The sequence below is a fragment of the Butyricimonas sp. BSD2780061689_150309_C8 genome, from assembly GCF_015560935.1.
GTDB lineage: Bacteria > Bacteroidota > Bacteroidia > Bacteroidales > Marinifilaceae > Butyricimonas > Butyricimonas paravirosa.
The window spans coordinates 52,833-70,118 of sequence record NZ_JADMSV010000012.1 but is presented as its reverse complement, the minus strand read 5'-3'; the positions used below and the strand labels follow the sequence as shown (position 1 = coordinate 70,118).

14 protein-coding genes are annotated in these 17,286 nt (G+C 40.4%); 4 read left to right on the top strand and 10 right to left on the bottom strand.

The annotated features are described in order from the left end of the window. Positions 1-16 precede the first annotated feature (16 nt). Genes lpxD through lpxA form a run of 3 tightly spaced genes read left to right on the top strand, consistent with a single transcriptional unit; the run spans position 17 to position 3,285 of the window. Positions 17-1,048, top strand: a complete 1,032-nt coding sequence (gene lpxD, locus I2I33_RS10845; RefSeq protein WP_027200409.1) for a UDP-3-O-(3-hydroxymyristoyl)glucosamine N-acyltransferase — start codon at positions 17-19, stop codon at positions 1,046-1,048. Position 1,049: 1 nt separating this feature from the next. Then, positions 1,050-2,450, top strand: coding sequence for a bifunctional UDP-3-O-[3-hydroxymyristoyl] N-acetylglucosamine deacetylase/3-hydroxyacyl-ACP dehydratase (locus I2I33_RS10840; protein WP_087421516.1), 1,401 nt, complete (start codon positions 1,050-1,052; stop codon positions 2,448-2,450). Between the two features lie 55 nt (positions 2,451-2,505). After that, on the top strand, positions 2,506-3,285 hold the full coding sequence (gene lpxA / locus I2I33_RS10835) for an acyl-ACP--UDP-N-acetylglucosamine O-acyltransferase (RefSeq protein ID WP_027200407.1): 780 nt from the start codon (positions 2,506-2,508) through the stop codon (positions 3,283-3,285). A gap of 85 nt (positions 3,286-3,370) precedes the next feature. Here lpxA and I2I33_RS10830 read toward each other — a convergent pair whose 3' ends face one another. From I2I33_RS10830 to I2I33_RS10805, 6 genes are all read right to left on the bottom strand, one after another. Continuing rightward, the gene (locus I2I33_RS10830; RefSeq protein WP_087421517.1) at positions 3,371-4,624 is read right to left on the bottom strand and encodes a hypothetical protein; all 1,254 of its coding nucleotides are present in this window, start codon (positions 4,622-4,624) and stop codon (positions 3,371-3,373) included. Between the two features lie 24 nt (positions 4,625-4,648). Then, the gene (locus I2I33_RS10825) at positions 4,649-6,103 is read right to left on the bottom strand and encodes a RagB/SusD family nutrient uptake outer membrane protein (RefSeq protein ID WP_162613814.1); all 1,455 of its coding nucleotides are present in this window, start codon (positions 6,101-6,103) and stop codon (positions 4,649-4,651) included. A 12-nt stretch (positions 6,104-6,115) separates the two neighbouring features. Continuing rightward, complete coding sequence (locus I2I33_RS10820) at positions 6,116-9,592, bottom strand: SusC/RagA family TonB-linked outer membrane protein (protein ID WP_087421519.1); 3,477 nt, start codon at positions 9,590-9,592, stop codon at positions 6,116-6,118. A gap of 78 nt (positions 9,593-9,670) precedes the next feature. Continuing rightward, positions 9,671-10,807, bottom strand: coding sequence for a FecR family protein (locus I2I33_RS10815; protein ID WP_087421520.1), 1,137 nt, complete (start codon positions 10,805-10,807; stop codon positions 9,671-9,673). 133 nt (positions 10,808-10,940) lie between these two features. Beyond that, positions 10,941-11,534, bottom strand: coding sequence for an RNA polymerase sigma factor (locus I2I33_RS10810; RefSeq protein WP_087421521.1), 594 nt, complete (start codon positions 11,532-11,534; stop codon positions 10,941-10,943). 476 nt (positions 11,535-12,010) lie between these two features. Beyond that, positions 12,011-12,190 (bottom strand): hypothetical protein, encoded by a 180-nt coding sequence (locus tag I2I33_RS10805; RefSeq protein WP_087421522.1) that lies wholly within the window; start codon positions 12,188-12,190, stop codon positions 12,011-12,013. A gap of 304 nt (positions 12,191-12,494) precedes the next feature. Here I2I33_RS10805 and I2I33_RS10800 point away from each other — a divergent pair, with 304 nt between their 5' ends. Further along, the gene (locus I2I33_RS10800; RefSeq protein WP_087421523.1) at positions 12,495-13,085 is read left to right on the top strand and encodes a hypothetical protein; all 591 of its coding nucleotides are present in this window, start codon (positions 12,495-12,497) and stop codon (positions 13,083-13,085) included. A 126-nt stretch (positions 13,086-13,211) separates the two neighbouring features. Here I2I33_RS10800 and I2I33_RS10795 read toward each other — a convergent pair whose 3' ends face one another. The 4 genes from I2I33_RS10795 to I2I33_RS10780 form a co-directional block, all read right to left on the bottom strand. Next, a complete protein-coding gene (locus I2I33_RS10795; protein ID WP_087421524.1) occupies positions 13,212-13,688 on the bottom strand; it encodes a KilA-N domain-containing protein in 477 nt (158 codons plus the stop codon). Beyond that, entirely contained in the window at positions 13,669-14,604 is a 936-nt protein-coding gene (locus I2I33_RS10790; RefSeq protein WP_087421525.1) for an IS1595 family transposase, read from the bottom strand. Before I2I33_RS10790 ends, I2I33_RS10795 begins: the two co-directional genes overlap by 20 nt. A 322-nt stretch (positions 14,605-14,926) precedes the next feature. Continuing rightward, complete coding sequence (pckA, locus tag I2I33_RS10785) at positions 14,927-16,534, bottom strand: phosphoenolpyruvate carboxykinase (ATP) (RefSeq protein ID WP_087421526.1); 1,608 nt, start codon at positions 16,532-16,534, stop codon at positions 14,927-14,929. Between the two features lie 138 nt (positions 16,535-16,672). Then, positions 16,673-17,281, bottom strand: a complete 609-nt coding sequence (locus I2I33_RS10780) for a DNA alkylation repair protein (RefSeq protein WP_118260433.1) — start codon at positions 17,279-17,281, stop codon at positions 16,673-16,675. Positions 17,282-17,286: the final 5 nt, after the last annotated feature.

Here is a 17,286-nt window from a genome sequence, read left to right as displayed (position 1 = left end):
CGAAATTTTTTGAATTATGGAGTTTAAAGCAAAGGACATAGCAGCTCTATTAAGCGGGGTTGTCGATGGAGACCCCGAGATTTCTGTAAATAACGTATCTAAAATAGAGGAAGGAAAGCCGGGAACGTTGGCTTTTTTAGCTAATCCTAAATACGAACATTATATCTACACGACGCAAGCATCGATCGTGTTAGTGAATAAAACATTCGAACCCACGCACGAGTATTCCTGTACTTTGATCCGGGTGGAATCGGCTTATGATGCCATTGCAACATTGCTGCAAATGTATGATGATATGAAGCCGAAACCAGTAGGAATTGAACAACCGTCTTATATCAGTGATAGTGCCACGATCGGGGAAAAACCTTACATCGGGGCATTTGCATATATAGGGAGAGGTGCGAAAATCGGGAATAACGTGAAAATATATCCTCAGGCCTATATCGGTGACGGTGTGGTTATCGGGGATAACACGATTATTTATGCCGGGGTAAAGATTTACACGGGATGCGTGGTCGGGAAATCCTGTATCCTTCATGCCGGAGTGGTACTGGGAGCTGACGGTTTCGGATTCGCTCCGGAAGGTGATCATTACAAGAAAATCCCGCAGATCGGTAACGTGTTGCTGGAAGACGACGTGGAGATCGGGGCAAATACTTGTATCGACCGGGCCACCATGGGTTCTACGATTATTAAAAAAGGAGTTAAACTCGATAATTTAGTCCAGATTGCACATAACGTGGTGGTGGGTGGTAACACGGTTATCGCTGCCCAGTCTGGGATTGCCGGGACTACAAAAGTCGGTGAGAACTGCGTGTTCGGCGGGCAAGTGGGTATTGTCGGTCACTTGAATATCGGGTCGGGGACGCAGATTGCTGCCCAGAGTGGTATCACTTCCAACATACCGGAAAAATCTGTCCTGCGCGGATCGCCTGCATTCGATTATCCGAAATACCAGAAATGTTATGTCATGTTCCGTAAATTACCGGAGCTATACGGGCAAATAAAAGATTTAGAGAAAGAAGTAAATAAATTAAAATCAGAATAAAATGTCAGTAAAGCAAAGAACTTTAAAGAGTGAATTTTCTTTGAATGGAAAAGGTTTGCACACCGGGAAACAGGTGGCCGCGACCTTTAAGCCAGCTGAAGAGAACTTTGGCTATCGAATACGTCGAATGGATTTGGAGGGGACTCCTGAAATTCCAGCTTTGGCTGAATATGTAAAATTAATGGATCGTGCCAGTTGTCTTGAAAAAGACGGCGTGTGCGTGTTCACCATGGAGCATGCGATGGCAGCTCTTTACGGGAGCGGAATTGACAACTGCCTGATCGAGTTAAGCGGGGAAGAATTCCCGATCTTGGACGGTAGTGCTAAATATTACGTGGAAGAGATAGAGAAAGTAGGTTTTGAAGAACAAAAAGCGGATAGACGCTACTTTACCGTGAAAGAGCAAATGGAATTTTGTAGCGAGGACGGGCAGACGAAAATCACGTTATTGCCGGATACCGACTATAATATAAATTTGGTCGTTGCTTACGATTCTCCTTACTTGCAAATGCAGTATGCTACTTATTCTGAGCAAGTAACCGATTTTGCGAAAGAGATTGCCCCGTGTCGGACATTCGTATTCCTGCGCGAGTTGGAAATGCTTTTGCAGCACAATCTGATCAAAGGCGGGGATTTGGATAACGCGATTGTGATCGTTGATCGTGAAATTTCTCAAGAAGAGGTGAACCGTCTGGCTAAACTGTTCAACCACGATTCTATCGAGGTGAAACAGGGTATTTTGAATAATTTGGACCTGTACTTTGACAATGAACCGGCTCGTCATAAATTGCTGGATGTTATCGGGGATCTGTCTTTATGCGGGCGTTTTATCAAAGGACGTGTTATCGCGGAGAGACCGGGTCATAAAGCAAACACCAGCTTGGCCAAGAAAATGTGTAAGGCCATCACGCAGGCGGAGAGAGAAGATGTTCGTCCTGACGTGGACACGACAGCCGAACCGTTGATGGATGTGAATAAGGTGAGAGCCTTGTTGCCTCATCGTCCTCCTTTCTTGTTGGTTGACAAGATTTACGAGGTGACGGATGACATCGTGATCGGTTGTAAGAATGTTACCATGAACGAGCCTTTCTTCGTGGGACACTTCCCGGAAGAACCGGTGATGCCGGGTGTGCTGATCGTGGAGGCGATGGCGCAGTGCGGGGGGATTCTGGTGTTGAATCAGGTGGAGGACCCGGAGAATTACTCCACGTATTTCGTGAAAATAGATGGTATCAAATTCCGTCATAAAGTTGTTCCGGGCGATACGCTGGTCTTTAAGCTGGTAAAGATTGCTCCCATCCGTCGCGGGATCGTGACGATGAGAGGGTACGCTTTTGTCGGTAAAACGTTAGTTTGTGAAGTGGGTGAATTCATGGCCCAGGTTGCAAAAACGAAAAAATAGTGATAAGCTTGTACTTAAAATGTAACTATTATATTGTAATTAAATAAAAAAACGAATGAAACAACCGTTAGCTTATGTTCATCCTGAAGCTCAGATCGCGGATAACGTGGTGATTGAGCCTTTCGTGACAATTGATAAGAATGTTGTCATTGAGGAGGGAACAAGAATTGGTTCGAATGTCACTATCCTGGAGGGAGCGCATATCGGGAAAAATTGTAAGATTTTTCCGGGGGCTGTTATTTCTGCCATTCCTCAAGATCTTAAATTCAAGGGAGAGAAGACAATCGTCGAGATTGGTGATAACACGACCATCCGGGAGTGTGCGACTATAAATAGAGGTACTGCCGCTAAGGGCGTAACTAAAGTCGGGAGCAATTGTTTGATCATGGCCTACGTGCATATCGCGCATGACTGCGAGATCGGGGATAATTGCATTATCACGAATGCTTGTCAGTTAGCCGGAGAGGTCGTTGTGGATGATTTTGCTATTATCGGTGGAATGTCTGCCGTACATCAGTTCGTACATATCGGTCGTCACGTGATGATTCAAGGCGGCTCTTTGATTGGTAAGGATGTACCTCCTTACGTGAAAGCCGGGAGATTACCTTTATCCTACGCGGGAGTGAATTCGATCGGTTTGCGCCGTCGCGGATTCGTGAACGAAAAGATCAACGAGATTCAGGATATATACCGGATACTTTTCCAATCCGGGTTGAACAACTCTGACGCGGTGGAACGAATCGAGGCTGAGATGCCGGCATCCAAAGAACGTGACGAGATCATTATGTTCGTGCGTAACAGCAAACGGGGTGTCATGAAAGGCTATATGGGATAAAAATCCAAAGCATTAAAATATAAGAGGTGTGGTACTCTACCACACCTCTTTCGTTTGTAAGGATTTACTTACTTGTATCTGTTCTTTATTTTCTCATCATCCGGAAAGGACAATTTTCAATCACCGTGCGGATACGTTTTACTTGATCATAGGTTATCGTGTAAGCGGGCCCATAAACATCCATAATCTGGTAAGAATTGTAGTAAATTTCGTTACCGTTTTTGTAAAGATGATTCCCGTCCTCTTGATACGTCCATTTTTCAAGGCTCATGTTTGAGTAAGCGGCCGTGTAAGTATCATCGCAGAAATCGTCTAGCTCTCCGACTCCTATTCCGTAGTATGTGGGGAAAAGTCCATAGAAAATTCCTAAAGCGTCTTCGAGTCCCTTATTGTCTTGAACCATTGAATAATAGGTGCTTCTGGTAAGCCCGACAGCAACTTCATTGAAACTATAATATTTTGCATCAGAAATGTTATTAACGGTTCTGATATACCGATCGCCCATTTCCAAATGACTGCCATTATTTAAAATATATGCGGGTAAGTTCACTTGGTCTTCTGTGAATTCGGAGATATAAATATTTAGATAGTGATTTATATCCCAAATCAGATAACTTTTAATGTAACTATTAATACTTGTCTCATCACTGACATCCACTCGATTGATTCCTTTTTCTTTTAGTTCGTTTCCTTTGGGATCATGAGTAGCCAGTTCAAACGTGATTTTTGAATCGATAGAAGAAGGAGCATGAATGATTTCGTTTTTAAAAACTCGGTTAACCCGGTCAATCAATTTCTCAATATCTTCGGCATGAATACTTGCATAGGCATTTGCTTGGCTGCGGGGCACAACGATGTGAAATATTACGGGTACCGTAATGGGTTCAAACACATCGGTCGGGGCCGGACGTAAAGCAACTTTCCTAGGTGTAGACTCAAACCCTTGGTATGAAGCCTGAAATACCAGTGTATCTTCTGAAAGATCGGTAGTTTTAAAGGTCCAATCCACGGGAGTGCCGTCTTTTTGGTAGATTTTTATTTGACTCGAGTCAAGCTGTTCGGCAGAAACTTCTATCGTGTCTCTATAAGTTTTCTCGATCAGGTTTATTTCTCCGTCTACTTCTTTCTGTATCAAACGGGTATTTTCAACTGCACAGAAAGCTTTTACGATAAACTTTAATTCAGCGGTGCCGTCAGCTATCAGCACGGGACTGTTGGGGCTCAAGCTTAGGCGTACGATATTTAGCGGAGCCTCGATTTTGTAAGATTCATATTCTTGTTTTTCGCAGGCTGTGCATAAAAAACAAATTATGATGATAAAAAAACTGATATTTTTCATGATGTCAAATTCTTAAACTATTAATTATTCTGTAACAATCAGCCATCCTGGATTCTGTTCGATGTCGTTATATTGTAATTCCTCTTTCACGGGTATCGGTAGCGTGAAACGATAATCGTTGTCCTCCAAAGTATAAGTAGGATGTTCGGCGTCTTCATAAGAATTACGGGTCCAGCCTGTTTGTAATCGGCTTAGGTCACACCAACGCATATCATATTCATAACAGAATTCCCGGCGACGTTCATTCAATATCTCTTGTAAAAGGTCATTTCCTTGATAACCGTTATAATTTGAATACCGATGTTTTTGAAAATCCTCCAACCATTTCTTTCCTTCCGACTCATTACCGGAACGGGCATAGCTCTCTGCAATGATCAGGTACATTTCGGCAGCAGACCAGAATTGATAGAGTTCTACTGAAACATATCCGGTTGCGATATTCATGTATTTAGTAATTACCTGCTTGTCATTGAAGAACTTTGTTTTTCTAATATCATTATCTTTAAATAATGTGTAGAGACTGGCTGAAGAATACAGATTTTGTGATGCGGATTTAGGATTTCCGACAATAAATCGTAATTCGTTGGCAGACCTAAAGTCAACCATTAAAGCATGCGGAGCCTCTTTTGAAATCCCAAGTACCTCGTTATATACCGGGAAAGGCTGATAATCCTCGGTGGATTGTAATTTTAATGCTTCCAAGGCAGATTTTGCGTGTGATACAGCATTTTCGTAATCGTCATCGGCTTTGGCTCCCGAATCCCCTTTATAAAGGAATACTTGGGCTAAGATAGCATGGATGATGTTTTTATCATAGAAAACATTGTAGGTAGATCGAGGTTCGGTCGTACATTCCACACATTCCGTCAGGTCGGAAATGATTATCCGGTAAACCTCTTCCTGAGTCTTGCGTGAGGCGTCGTATTCTGCTACCTTTTGGGCATCCAGATTGACGGGTAACCCGTATTTATTTAAGTGGTAAGGGGAAAAGTATTGCATTAACTTGAATAGATGCCAAGCCCGTAACACTTTTGCTTCACAACGAACAATATCGGCTTGTTCCTTGGAAGCCTCAACCCGGCTCAATTCATCAATAATCGTATTAAAGAAACCGATATTCGAGTAATAGGCTTTCCAGATGACTCCCGGTTGTGTCGTGTTTTTCCAGTTCGCTGATTCCACGTACAAATTCTTTATATTCCCGAATATATAGCGGTTTTTAACGTAGGTGTCCACGTCAATGTCATCCCCGTAAAAGTGGAGGAAGGTCCAGATGTCATTTTCGATATAGGGGATTGAAGTTCCCTCCAGATTGTCGTAATCGGGCTCGGCATACATACGTAAATGTCCACCCAGTAAAGCTTTTACTTCGTCATAAGTCCGGATAGCTTGAACATTTGACGGTTTGACATTCAAATAATCCTCACATCCCCAGCAGCAAACGATCAGTGCCCAGAGGCATATTATTATTTTTTTCATCTTCATTATTTTTTAGAATCCAAAATTCAATGTAAATGTATATTTCCGGGAATTCGGATAACCAAATTCACCCATTAACAAAGGATCTATTCCCTTGTAGCTTGTGATTGTGAATAAATCTTTAGCCGTGAAACTCAGACGGGCGGAGTTGAACCCTATCTTTTCAAGCCATTCAAGTGGTAAGTTATACCCTAATGATACATAGCCGCACTTCAGATAGTCTCCTTTTTCCAACCCCCAATCGAACATATAGAAAGTATAGAGTCCTTTCAATTGAGTCAGACGGGGAACATTGGTGATGTCTCCGGGTTTCCGCCAGCGATTCAAATCGTTTACGTGCCGGTTCTGGCTGTCCGGGTCTTTAAACGTGTTGAACGAACGGATCATGTGGCCTGTTTTGAATTCAAAATTGGCGGAGAATACAAATTGCCTGAAATTTACTGTCGTGGAGAAGCCTCCTACATAATGTGGATTGGAGTCTCCCAAGTAACTTACCATGTCTCCGGGAATATCGTAGAAATTAGTCGCCATGTCATAAGTAGCGTCGTTGCTATTCTTATGTACCAGTGTAGTCCCGGTCATGGGGTTTATTCCTGCTACCCGGTAACCGTACCAGCCTCCTGCCGGTTTGTCTTCGACAAATTGGTGTCCTTCTTCCTGGGAAATTTTTGTGGGTAGGTCATCCACGCTTTTGTAGTAAGTATTTTTTACCGTATTTTTATTGTAGGCTATATTGAAATTGGCAAACCATTGTAATCTTTTCATTTTCAATAAAGTTATGCCCAAGTCAATTTCAATACCCTTATTGTGCAGGTTCGCCACGTTGGCTGTTGCTTCCTCTCGTCCGGAAGAAATTGCCAAGTGTTTTTTATCCAGTACATCACGGGTAATATTGTAATAATAGTTCAAGTTCAACTCTACCCGGTAATCGAACAATGACAGGTCTAAACCGACATTCATATCTCTTTTGGTCTGCCATTTGATATTGGGATTCGGGTAAGTGAATGATTGGGGAACAAGTTGATCGTCGTATTTTATATTTTTATTTAAAGTATAAACCAGAAAAGGAAGGGCATTTTTATCTATACTTCCGGTATAACCGAAACCGCCCCGGAATGATAACATGTTTATCCATGATACTGTTTCCAAGAAACGTTCTTTGTGTACATTCCACCGTAAAGCTACATTCCATAAGGGAGTGAACTGATTTTTATTTCCGATTACATCCGAACCGTCATAACGCATGGACCCGGTTACTATATAACGATCCTTGTATGAATAGGACAGATTGGCATAGAAGGAAGACAAACGGGAAACTTCTTTACCCGTATTTCCTAATTCCAATAAATTGATGTCCGATTGTGCTATGCCTGTTAGTTCGGGAAATCCGATGATGTTGTGTTCCTCATCGAATATCGGGGAATAGTTATAGAAAGATTTACTTTGTCGTTCCATAATCTCCTGACCGATGAATAAATTCAGGAAATGGGTATCCAAGAAATCTTTTGAATAGGATAAAGTATTTTTTAGCGTGTAACTGTTCGAGTAGGAAGTACTTTCCCGCAAAGAACCTTGCGCCATATCCGGGTCCATTTCACCAGACCAACCGAGCATGCTTTGATACCAATTGTTCTTGTAATTCGTGTAGGTTCCGGGACCTTCCACCGTCCGGTCATGGTTGGAATTGACGTTATAAATACCATGTGTGGTAAACATTAACCCTTTGATAATCTCCCATTCCACTTTCATCGAAATATCTGCATCAATATACCGGGTGTTTTGGGTGTTCTCTTTGATTTCTTTCATGATATTGAAAGTAGACCACTGTAAACCGGGATGTAATGAACTTGAATTCGGGGCGTAAGTAATATCGGATGCATAAGAACCGTCCGGGTTATAGAGACGTTCGTAAGGATTGGCATACATGGCGTATTCCAACGGATTTACCAAGCTGGCTGTTATCTGGTCCTTTTTATAAGTTACGCTCAAACCTCCGGTAATCCGAATCTTTTCGGAAGGGGAATGGGTGATCTTGCTGCTCATTCCTAAACGGCTGTATGTGTTATTGGGAACAGTACCTTCTTCCGTCAGGTAATTTACGGAAGTGTAATGTTGTGTTTTTTCAGAACCTCCGGACATGCTGAAATTATATTGCTGGGAGATGGCTGTTCTGAATATCTCTTTAAACCAGTCCGTGTCAATTTTTCCCAGTTCGGCAATTTTCGCTTCGGTTTCCTCGGTCGTGTATTTCCCCATGTCTCTCATTCTTAAAATATTCATCACCTGCCCGGGTTCATATAACCAGGAGGCTTCATCTGTGGCAAACTCCCGTTCGAATTGAATCTTCTGGGCGGTATTCATCATGTGTATATTATTTACAGGCCGTTCTGTAATACCGTAATTCAAGGAGAAATTGAAACGGGTTTTTCCGACTAATCCTTGTTTTGTTTCTATGACAATAACCCCGTTGGCTGCCCGGGCTCCGTAAATGGCCGTGGCTGCTGCATCTTTCAGTACTGTAATGGATTTTATATCGTTGGGAGACAAGTTCCCGATACCGGAAGTGAAGATCGTTGACTGTAAATCGGCTGATCCGATTTTTATATTCGGAATTTCTCCTTGCATGGGCATTCCGTCAACAATCCAAATGGGTTCCGTGCTTCCGTTTAATGAATTGATTCCCCGGATCTGAATCTTGGCGTCTTGTCCCGGTCGGCCGGTACTGATCATGTTCAAACCGGCAACGGTGCTGCTCAATGCTTCTTCCACGGAGGTTAGCCCTTTCCCTTCCATTTCTCTTGCCGAGATTGTTTTCGTACTACCCGTCAAACGTTCCCGTCTCACGCTTTGGTATCCGGTGACTACCACTTCCTCCATTTCCTTGCGGTCTTCTTTCAGGATTATGTTGATAACGGTTCTTCCGTTCACTTTCACCACTTGGTCAATATACCCCATGTAAGTTACCAGTAATTCTTTCTGTTCGGTGGGTACGCTTAGTTTATATTCGCCGTTCACGTCGGTTGCCGTTCCGATAGCAGTACCTTTTATCCGTATCGTGGCTCCGATTAGGGCGTTGCCGTCCGAGTCTGTAACTTTACCTCGAATGGTAATCATTTCCGGTTGTTCCTGTGCCCGGTTCTCCTTGTCTTTTCTAACAATGACAATGGTTGTTCCTTCTATGACATAAGTGAAAGAGAACGGAGTCAATACTCTTTCTAATAAACTATTGATACTTTCATCTTTTGCTGTCAGATCGATTTTGCCTATTTCTTTCAATTGGTCGGCGTTAAAAACGAAATTCATTTTTGTTTGTTTCTGAATCTCCAGAAACAAATCATTGAATGTGACACTTTTAAGGTTTAAGTTGATTTTTGTCTGGGCGGTTACGTTGGCTCGTAACGAAAGTGCCAGAGTCACCATACAAATCATCAGAAAGAGTATTTTCAAATGATTGTTTCGGATATAAAATCCCGACTGATAATTTTTCATAGCTTTTGTATTAGTGTTAAAACTCCCTTTACTGACAGCTTTTGACTGTAGTTTGATAAATTGTGTTGATTTAAAATATTACTTTATAAAAATTTGATTTTCAATGATATTGAATGATACGGTACGGGTCAGTTCGAATTGATTCAGTAGCTTGCTGATGTTTTCTTCTTTTTGAACCGAAGCGGTAAAACGAATATCTTTTAATTGTGGATTTTCAAATATTACTTTCATCCGGTACCAGCGTGAAAGTGTCGTCATAATATCTTCGAGACGTTCCTCCTCAAAAGCAAAATATCCCTCCTGCCAAGCGATATAATAATTGACATTGATATTTTCTTTGACGACAATTCCTTCTTTTTCAGAGACCCGTGCCAACTGATTGGGATACAGGATTACTTCTTGCATCTTTGAGTGGTGAATCCCTACTTTCCCCTGCACTAACACAATACGAATTTCATCCGGATTGTAGCTGTTTACATCAAAAGAGGTCCCGTATACTTTTATTCTGGTGTCATACGCGTGTACGATAAACGGTTTTTGATCTTTGGAGATCTCCATATAAGCTTCCCCTTTCAAATACACCTCTCGCTGTTCTCCCGTGAAAACAACAGGATAACGAAGTTCACTTTCCGAGTTTAATTTTATCCGGCTCCCGTCTGACAGGACAACCGAGTATTCTCCGTAACGGGGTACTTTGATGGTGTTGTATTGTTGTATTTCAACATTTCCGGAGTCGGGCGTGTAAACAACCTCCCCTGATTTTTTGTTCAGGATAGCCGTATTTTTTTCTTTCAATTCAAGTTCTCGGTCTAATTTAATCTCTTGCCCGTTTGCCAGAATTAAAGTTGCCTGTGGTTTCCCCGGTGTAAGATAACCATCCGGTTCCCGTGTTTGTAAATTGGTGGGAGAGGGGGAATAGAATGTGATAGCAATCCCTATTACCAATACTAGGATTGCCGCAATTTTACTGCTGTTACGTATTATTCGGCGGCGTCTTTTCCACCGTATATAACTTCTCAGAGAGGCTACGGCTTTTTGTTTTTCATTCTGGTCAAATTTCTTTAATAGAATGGTTCTTTGTTCCGGATCAGAAAGTAAATATATTGTTTCTTTACATTCGTCATTTTCCACGAAATATTCATCCGGTTTTATACCGTCGATAATTTGTTGTGCCTTTTCCTGTGCTAATTTTCTTGCTTTTAAATACAAATCCATCTTTCCGTAAATTAATTTGTTTCCTCCCGCCTGTTTATAATAGAAACAACATCGGTTTGAAAATTAATTACGCAAAAGGGCAATATTTTGAAAAAAAATATGTATTTGTGATAACCATCTAAGAATTAGCGGATTATTCCCCGTGTGAAAAAAGGGAGAATAATAAAATAACGAACATATCCTTCGACAATTTGTTCCTTAGAACGGTTAGTGCTTTCTGTTTTTGAGCATAGACAGTGTTAATCGAGATGGATAAGAGCTCAGCTATTTCCGGGTTTTTATGTCCTTCTAAAGAAAGTCTCATGACTTTGGCACATTCCGGAGGAAGGAGTTTTAGGTGATTGTATAGAATGGCTAATGTTTCTGACTCGAAAATATTTGACAGGATATTGTCTTCTTTTTCATCGAAATTCTGGGCGGTGTAACGTTGGGCTGCCTCGGTGTGTTTATGTTCATTTTTCCAACGATTGCGGATAGATAAATACAAATAGGATTTCAACAGGTCAAAAGATTCGAACTGTTTTTTGTTCTCCAAAACGTTCAAAAAAATATCCTGTAAAACATCATAAGGTAGAACTGTATTGTCTAAAAATAATTTGGAGGCAAAGTAATATAATTCATTATAGAAATGTTCATAAACAAAACAAAAAGCGTCTTCCTCTCTTTTGTTGAATTGTTCCAACAAGTTGCGGTTTAAATCAGGGTATTTGCATGTCGATTGTTGCATTGTTTTGCTTGCATTTAAAAGAGTATATAACAATATGTTGTTTCAATTAAAATGTCTATAGTGTTATGTGAATTGCATTTATAATTATTGTGAAAGTGGCACTATATTGAATGTATTATATCTATCTATGGCTGGTGCGAATGTACGATAAAATTTTAAAATTCCTTCAAAGCGTGGAAAAATTTTAGAATATTTCTTTGGTATTTATATACTTAACTATACAATTATAGCGTAATGTTTTGAATTTAGCAAATAGTTCTTATTTGTTATCTCATTAGAAGTAACTACTTTTACGCTCAAATTTTTAATCCTACAAGTTATGAATGAATTTAAAATAGGAGATGTAGTATATCTCAAATCAGACTCCGAACATAAATTTACTGTATGCGAAGTTTCTAAAGATACGATAAAAGTGATTTTCTTCAACCCCATTACTCAAACATTTTGCTATTCAGAAAGTATAGACAGTAGATTCTTCAATCAATGGATTGATTTGTAATCTGTGTAGATAATAACTTTACTTCTCGGTATATCTTGATACCAAGAAAATAAATAGTAGTGGTGATAAACTTAAATTCCGAAACATCATCACTAAGAGTTTCTTTGCCCGCACGATTGGGGCAATACTCAATTTTCTTTTCAATAATCGCTTTCATACTTCTTGATTGTTATTGTTATAAAAATAATTAGTTGTATTTTTGTGCCCATAAAGGGAGTGCTTGCACTCTCAACAAGAAACATATAGCCTAATCGTCGTCGAACTACCACCTTGATATGAACAGGCTAATTTGCAGGACTTATCCATTGGGTAAAGTGTGTTCTTACGTCATTGACGTAGGACTGCGCCTATGGATAAGTTGGCTGTGGTAGGCCATGACGACGTTAGGCAGTGGTTCTACGTCTTTACGTTTTTACCGTTGCCGTTTTACAGATTATTGTCTAACTAAAATAAAATGTAGAATGGAAACAAGAGTATCTAAAACATTCCTTTTGACGGTATTATTTTCTGTTGTTAGTTTAATGAGTTCTGCACAGACTGTAAGTGCTGATACGTTACCACAGCAAGACAGTATTACTGCCAAAGTAAATAGTACACCGCAAACTGTTTCAGAAAAACGAAAGGCCATGCTTACTCCGGAGTATTACACACAGTTCGTTGGTGCTTCGTTCTTTACTATTGCTACAATAGAAAAAGAATTTGATGTAACTCCCGCACGAATCTTAAACTTAACATTCTTCTACGATTTTGGAGATTGCTTCGTAGGAATGGAAGCCAACAAAGAAGGTGTGGTAATACAAATGACTCTCAGATTGTATGCAGATACTGCCGAGGATTTTATACAAAAAGCTATTGATTACGGTTATAAATATGCGGCTAAAGGAGAAAACGTAAATATACGTTCCAATACTGGGAAATTACTTCCTGATGTTTATGGCACTAAAGTAAAGCGTTATAGCAAAACAACTAAAAATGGGAATGTTTATCTGGAAGTCTCCACAAGCAGTAAATACGCTAATGAATATGAAATAGCAATCTTTAGAGCCAAGTAATTATGAAAGGTTGTATAGTAGCAATTCTATTTATTGTACTTTTATTTTTCGGTCCAGTTGGTTGGGTATGTGCCGCAGTATTGGGTATAATACTCCTTACTTCCGGAAAGAAGAAATAATACGGGGTTAAGGCTCCGTATTATCTTCATCGGGATTAAACTTAGCAGCCTTACTTATCATTGCCGCAAAACTTGGGTCAATATCCTCAAACTTTACTCCTGATGAAGATACAAACTTAGGCTTTTCGGTAGGCTCCATTGTTTTGGCACTTTTGATGCTCCATTCAAGTGCCCATTTAGGAATTATAACGGCAAGTTTTGGGGATGCCCATTGAGCTAAATTAATAGCAATCTGTGGGTGTACCCATATTTCATCAACCCCGTCTTCCTTTTGTATTAAATCAGATTCATTGATACCCGTATCACGTGATAGCTCTACAAGGAATCTTTTTGTAAAACGAATCTGAATATAGTCGGCAAAATCTTTGTCACACGCATCACATATAGCCATAGCGTCCATGTAACCGTCAGACAGTCTTTGCCTGATTTCAATTCCATTTACTTTTTTCATTTCAAAAGATTTCTTAGGCTTTCTCGTTGGCATATATCAAATCTTTATAAGTTATTCTATGATTCAAACAATTCAAGGCACTGTTAAATACCTCTTGCAAAGATAGGGTTCTTTGGTTATATCTCCATGAAAATTCATCCACATATTTTTGTAGATGCTTTTTCGACACCCGGTGATACACTCCTATAATTCCACGTTTCAGTATAGACCAAAATCCTTCTATCGTATTGGTATAGACTTCACCTATTCCATATACACCGTAACAATGGTTTATAAAGGAGTGAATATATTTCTTGGAGAGATTCCCATAATACCATTCATCGCTGTATATGGTACTTCCAGCTTTGATAGTCTTATCAATTTCAGTACGGAGAGTTTTAGCCTTTGTATTTTCTACAACTTTAGCAACAACTTTTCCGCCCCTTTGGAGCATACCGAATACGGGAACTTTATCTTTAAAACTACGACCTCTGCAATGTTTGACTTTCTTATCCTTATGTCGATTCTTGTTTTTGCCACCGACGAAAGTTTCGTCAATTTCTACTGTACCGTCAAGCACCAATTTATCATTTTCTTTGCCAAAACATTTACGAATCCTCTGCAACATTGCCCATGCGGTCTTCTGTGTAACACCAATATCCTTAGATAGTTGCACGGAAGAAATTCCTTTCCTATGGGTCATAAAAAGCCAAATAGCCATGAACCATTTTTGTAAAGGAACAGAAGAACGATAAAACATCGTAAAGGTTCTTGCGTTGAAATACTTGCCGGTGTTCTTACACTTATAATTTCCTCCCTTACATTTATACACCTTAGAATTTGGGTCATAAGGAGAAACTACTTTTTCTCCTTTCCACACTATCCATTCAAGATAGGCAATACATGACTCCTCATCTGGTAATGCTTTTAGTAGGTCGGGCAAAGATTTAAACTGTACTACCATACGCATATATCATTAAAATACATGCAAAGATAGTCATTTATTACACCATTTCAAAATTTTGCTAAATATTATTTAGTCGATTTAAGTATATAATTCCCATTTCTTTAAGGTGTATTATCAATGGGATGAATTTTAATTATTGATAATCAGTAAATTAACTCACATATTGGCGTTATCTCTTCGTTATACTATCTAGGAACGGAGAGATAACGAAGAGATGTAATAGCCTTAACGAACGGATGTAAGGGAAGATATGGTGATGGGGGAGAGAAGGGTAATAAAAAAAGCACTCCTTGCGAAGTGCTTTTTTGCTGTTCTAATCCTGGAATTATAATTTCGGACCTGCGGCAACCAATGCCTTTCCGGCCTCGTTTCCTTCGAACTTCTTGAAGTTCTTGATGAAACGTTCTGATAAATCTTTTGCTTTGGTTTCCCATTCGCTGGCGTTACTGTATGTGTCGCGAGGGTCAAGGATCTTCGGATCAACTCCCGGCAACGCAGTCGGAACCTCGAAATTGAAGAACGGGATTGTTTTGGTCGGGGCTTTATCGATAGAGCCATCCAAGATAGCGTCGATGATACCGCGAGTATCTTTAATGGAGATACGTTTCCCGGTTCCGTTCCATCCGGTATTTACCAAGTATGCTTTTGCTCCTGTTCTCTCCATTTTCTTAACCAGTTCTTCTGCATATTTTGTCGGGTGTAATGACAAGAATGCTGCACCGAAACAAGCCGAGAAAGTAGGAGTCGGTTCAGTGATACCGCGTTCCGTTCCGGCCAATTTTGCAGTGAATCCGGACAAGAAATAGTATTTCGTTTGTTCCGGGGTCAGGATAGATACCGGAGGTAATACTCCGAACGCATCAGCTGATAAGAAGATAACTTGTTGTGCAGCCGGACCTTTAGAGATCGGTTTCACGATATTCTTGATATGATAGATCGGGTAAGAAACACGAGTGTTCTCGGTAACTGATTTATCATTGAAGTCGATCTTTCCGTTAGCGTCCACGGTAACATTCTCCAACAAAGCGTCACGTTTGATGGCGTTATAGATGTCCGGTTCGGCTTCCTTGCTCAAGTTGATAACTTTGGCGTAGCATCCGCCTTCGTAGTTGAACACGCCTTCATCATCCCATCCGTGTTCGTCGTCACCGATCAAAAGACGTTTCGGGTCAGTTGACAAGGTCGTTTTACCTGTTCCTGACAAACCGAAGAAGATAGCGGTGTTCTTACCTTCCATATCCGTGTTGGCAGAACAGTGCATAGATGCGATTCCGCGTAACGGGTTCAGATAGTTCATGATAGAGAAGATACCTTTCTTCATCTCACCACCGTACCAAGTGTTTAAGATTACTTGCTCTTTGGTTTTCAAGTTGAAAACGGTAGCTGTTTCGGAGTTCAAGCCTAATTCTTTGAAGTTTTCAACTTTAGCTTTTGCAGCGTTGAAAGAAACGAAATCCGGTTCCCCGTAGTTCGCCAATTCTTCTTCTGTCGGGCGGATGAACATGTTCTTCACGAAGTGAGCTTGCCATGCAACTTCCATGATGAAACGAACTTTCAAACGGGTACCCGCGTTAGCCCCGCAGAACGTGTCAACCACGTACAGTTTTTTGCCGGACAATTGTTTCACGGCTTTTGCCTTCAAATCTGCCCATGCTTCTTCCGAACAAGGTTTGTTGTCGTTCTTGTATTCGTCAGAAGTCCACCATACAGAATCCTCGCTGGCCTCGTTCTTTACAAAGAATTTATCTTTCGGTGAACGTCCGGTGTAGATTCCGGTCATCACGTTAACTGCGCCAAGCTCGGTCAAATATCCTTTTTCGTACCCTTCCAGTTTCGGGTCTGTTTCTGCCTTGTACAATTCTTCATATGAGGGATTGTGAAGGATCTCTTTCACATCCGTGATTCCATAAATACTTAAATCTAATTTTGCCATAGCAATAAATTTATGTTAGAAATTAATTAATTCTTTTTTTCTTTAATTCGGCACAAAAGTAGGAAACATTTTGATATAAAAGAACCAATTTCTCCTTTCCCTTGTCCGTTTATGTTTTATTAACACGTTCTTGTTTTCCTATTCTCTCAAGCATATGCTTACACGATCGTATACCTTTTGTACGTTCGTGTCCGTGAACTTGTTACGATCTATGTTTAGAATGTAACTGTCGGTGAATGGGGAGTTTAGTTTTCGATCAATCCGGCTCCTGCCGATGGCGGTTAGTGCCGCGACTTGAAGATAGGGATGATCGGAATTTAAATATTCATTTACCATTTGTTCCACGTTTTCCCGTTTCGAAAGAACCAACGTCCCGAAATATTCCGCGATCTCGAAGTTGTAACAGTATTGTAATAATTGAGTAATTTTTTCTGTAATCAACTCTTGAACCGGGAATAAAAAACAGGCAACGATTTGTTCTTCTCGTTTCTTTGTTCCCCACAATAGTTGTGCCAATCTTAAATCGGGTTGGTATTGTCCGGCCAGATTTTTGAGAGAGAGGTAACTTGCCCCGATCTGTCCCCGCGTGTCAGCTCCTATCCGTTCCATGCTGTCAAGACTTCTTCCGTTTTGTAACCGGAATATTCTTCGGCTGACTTCTTTAAAGAGTTGCTCTACTTTTTTATCTATCGGGAAAACTTCCATCACCTTGTCCTGTTTATTTAAAGTAAATGAAAATATTAGCATGTTTA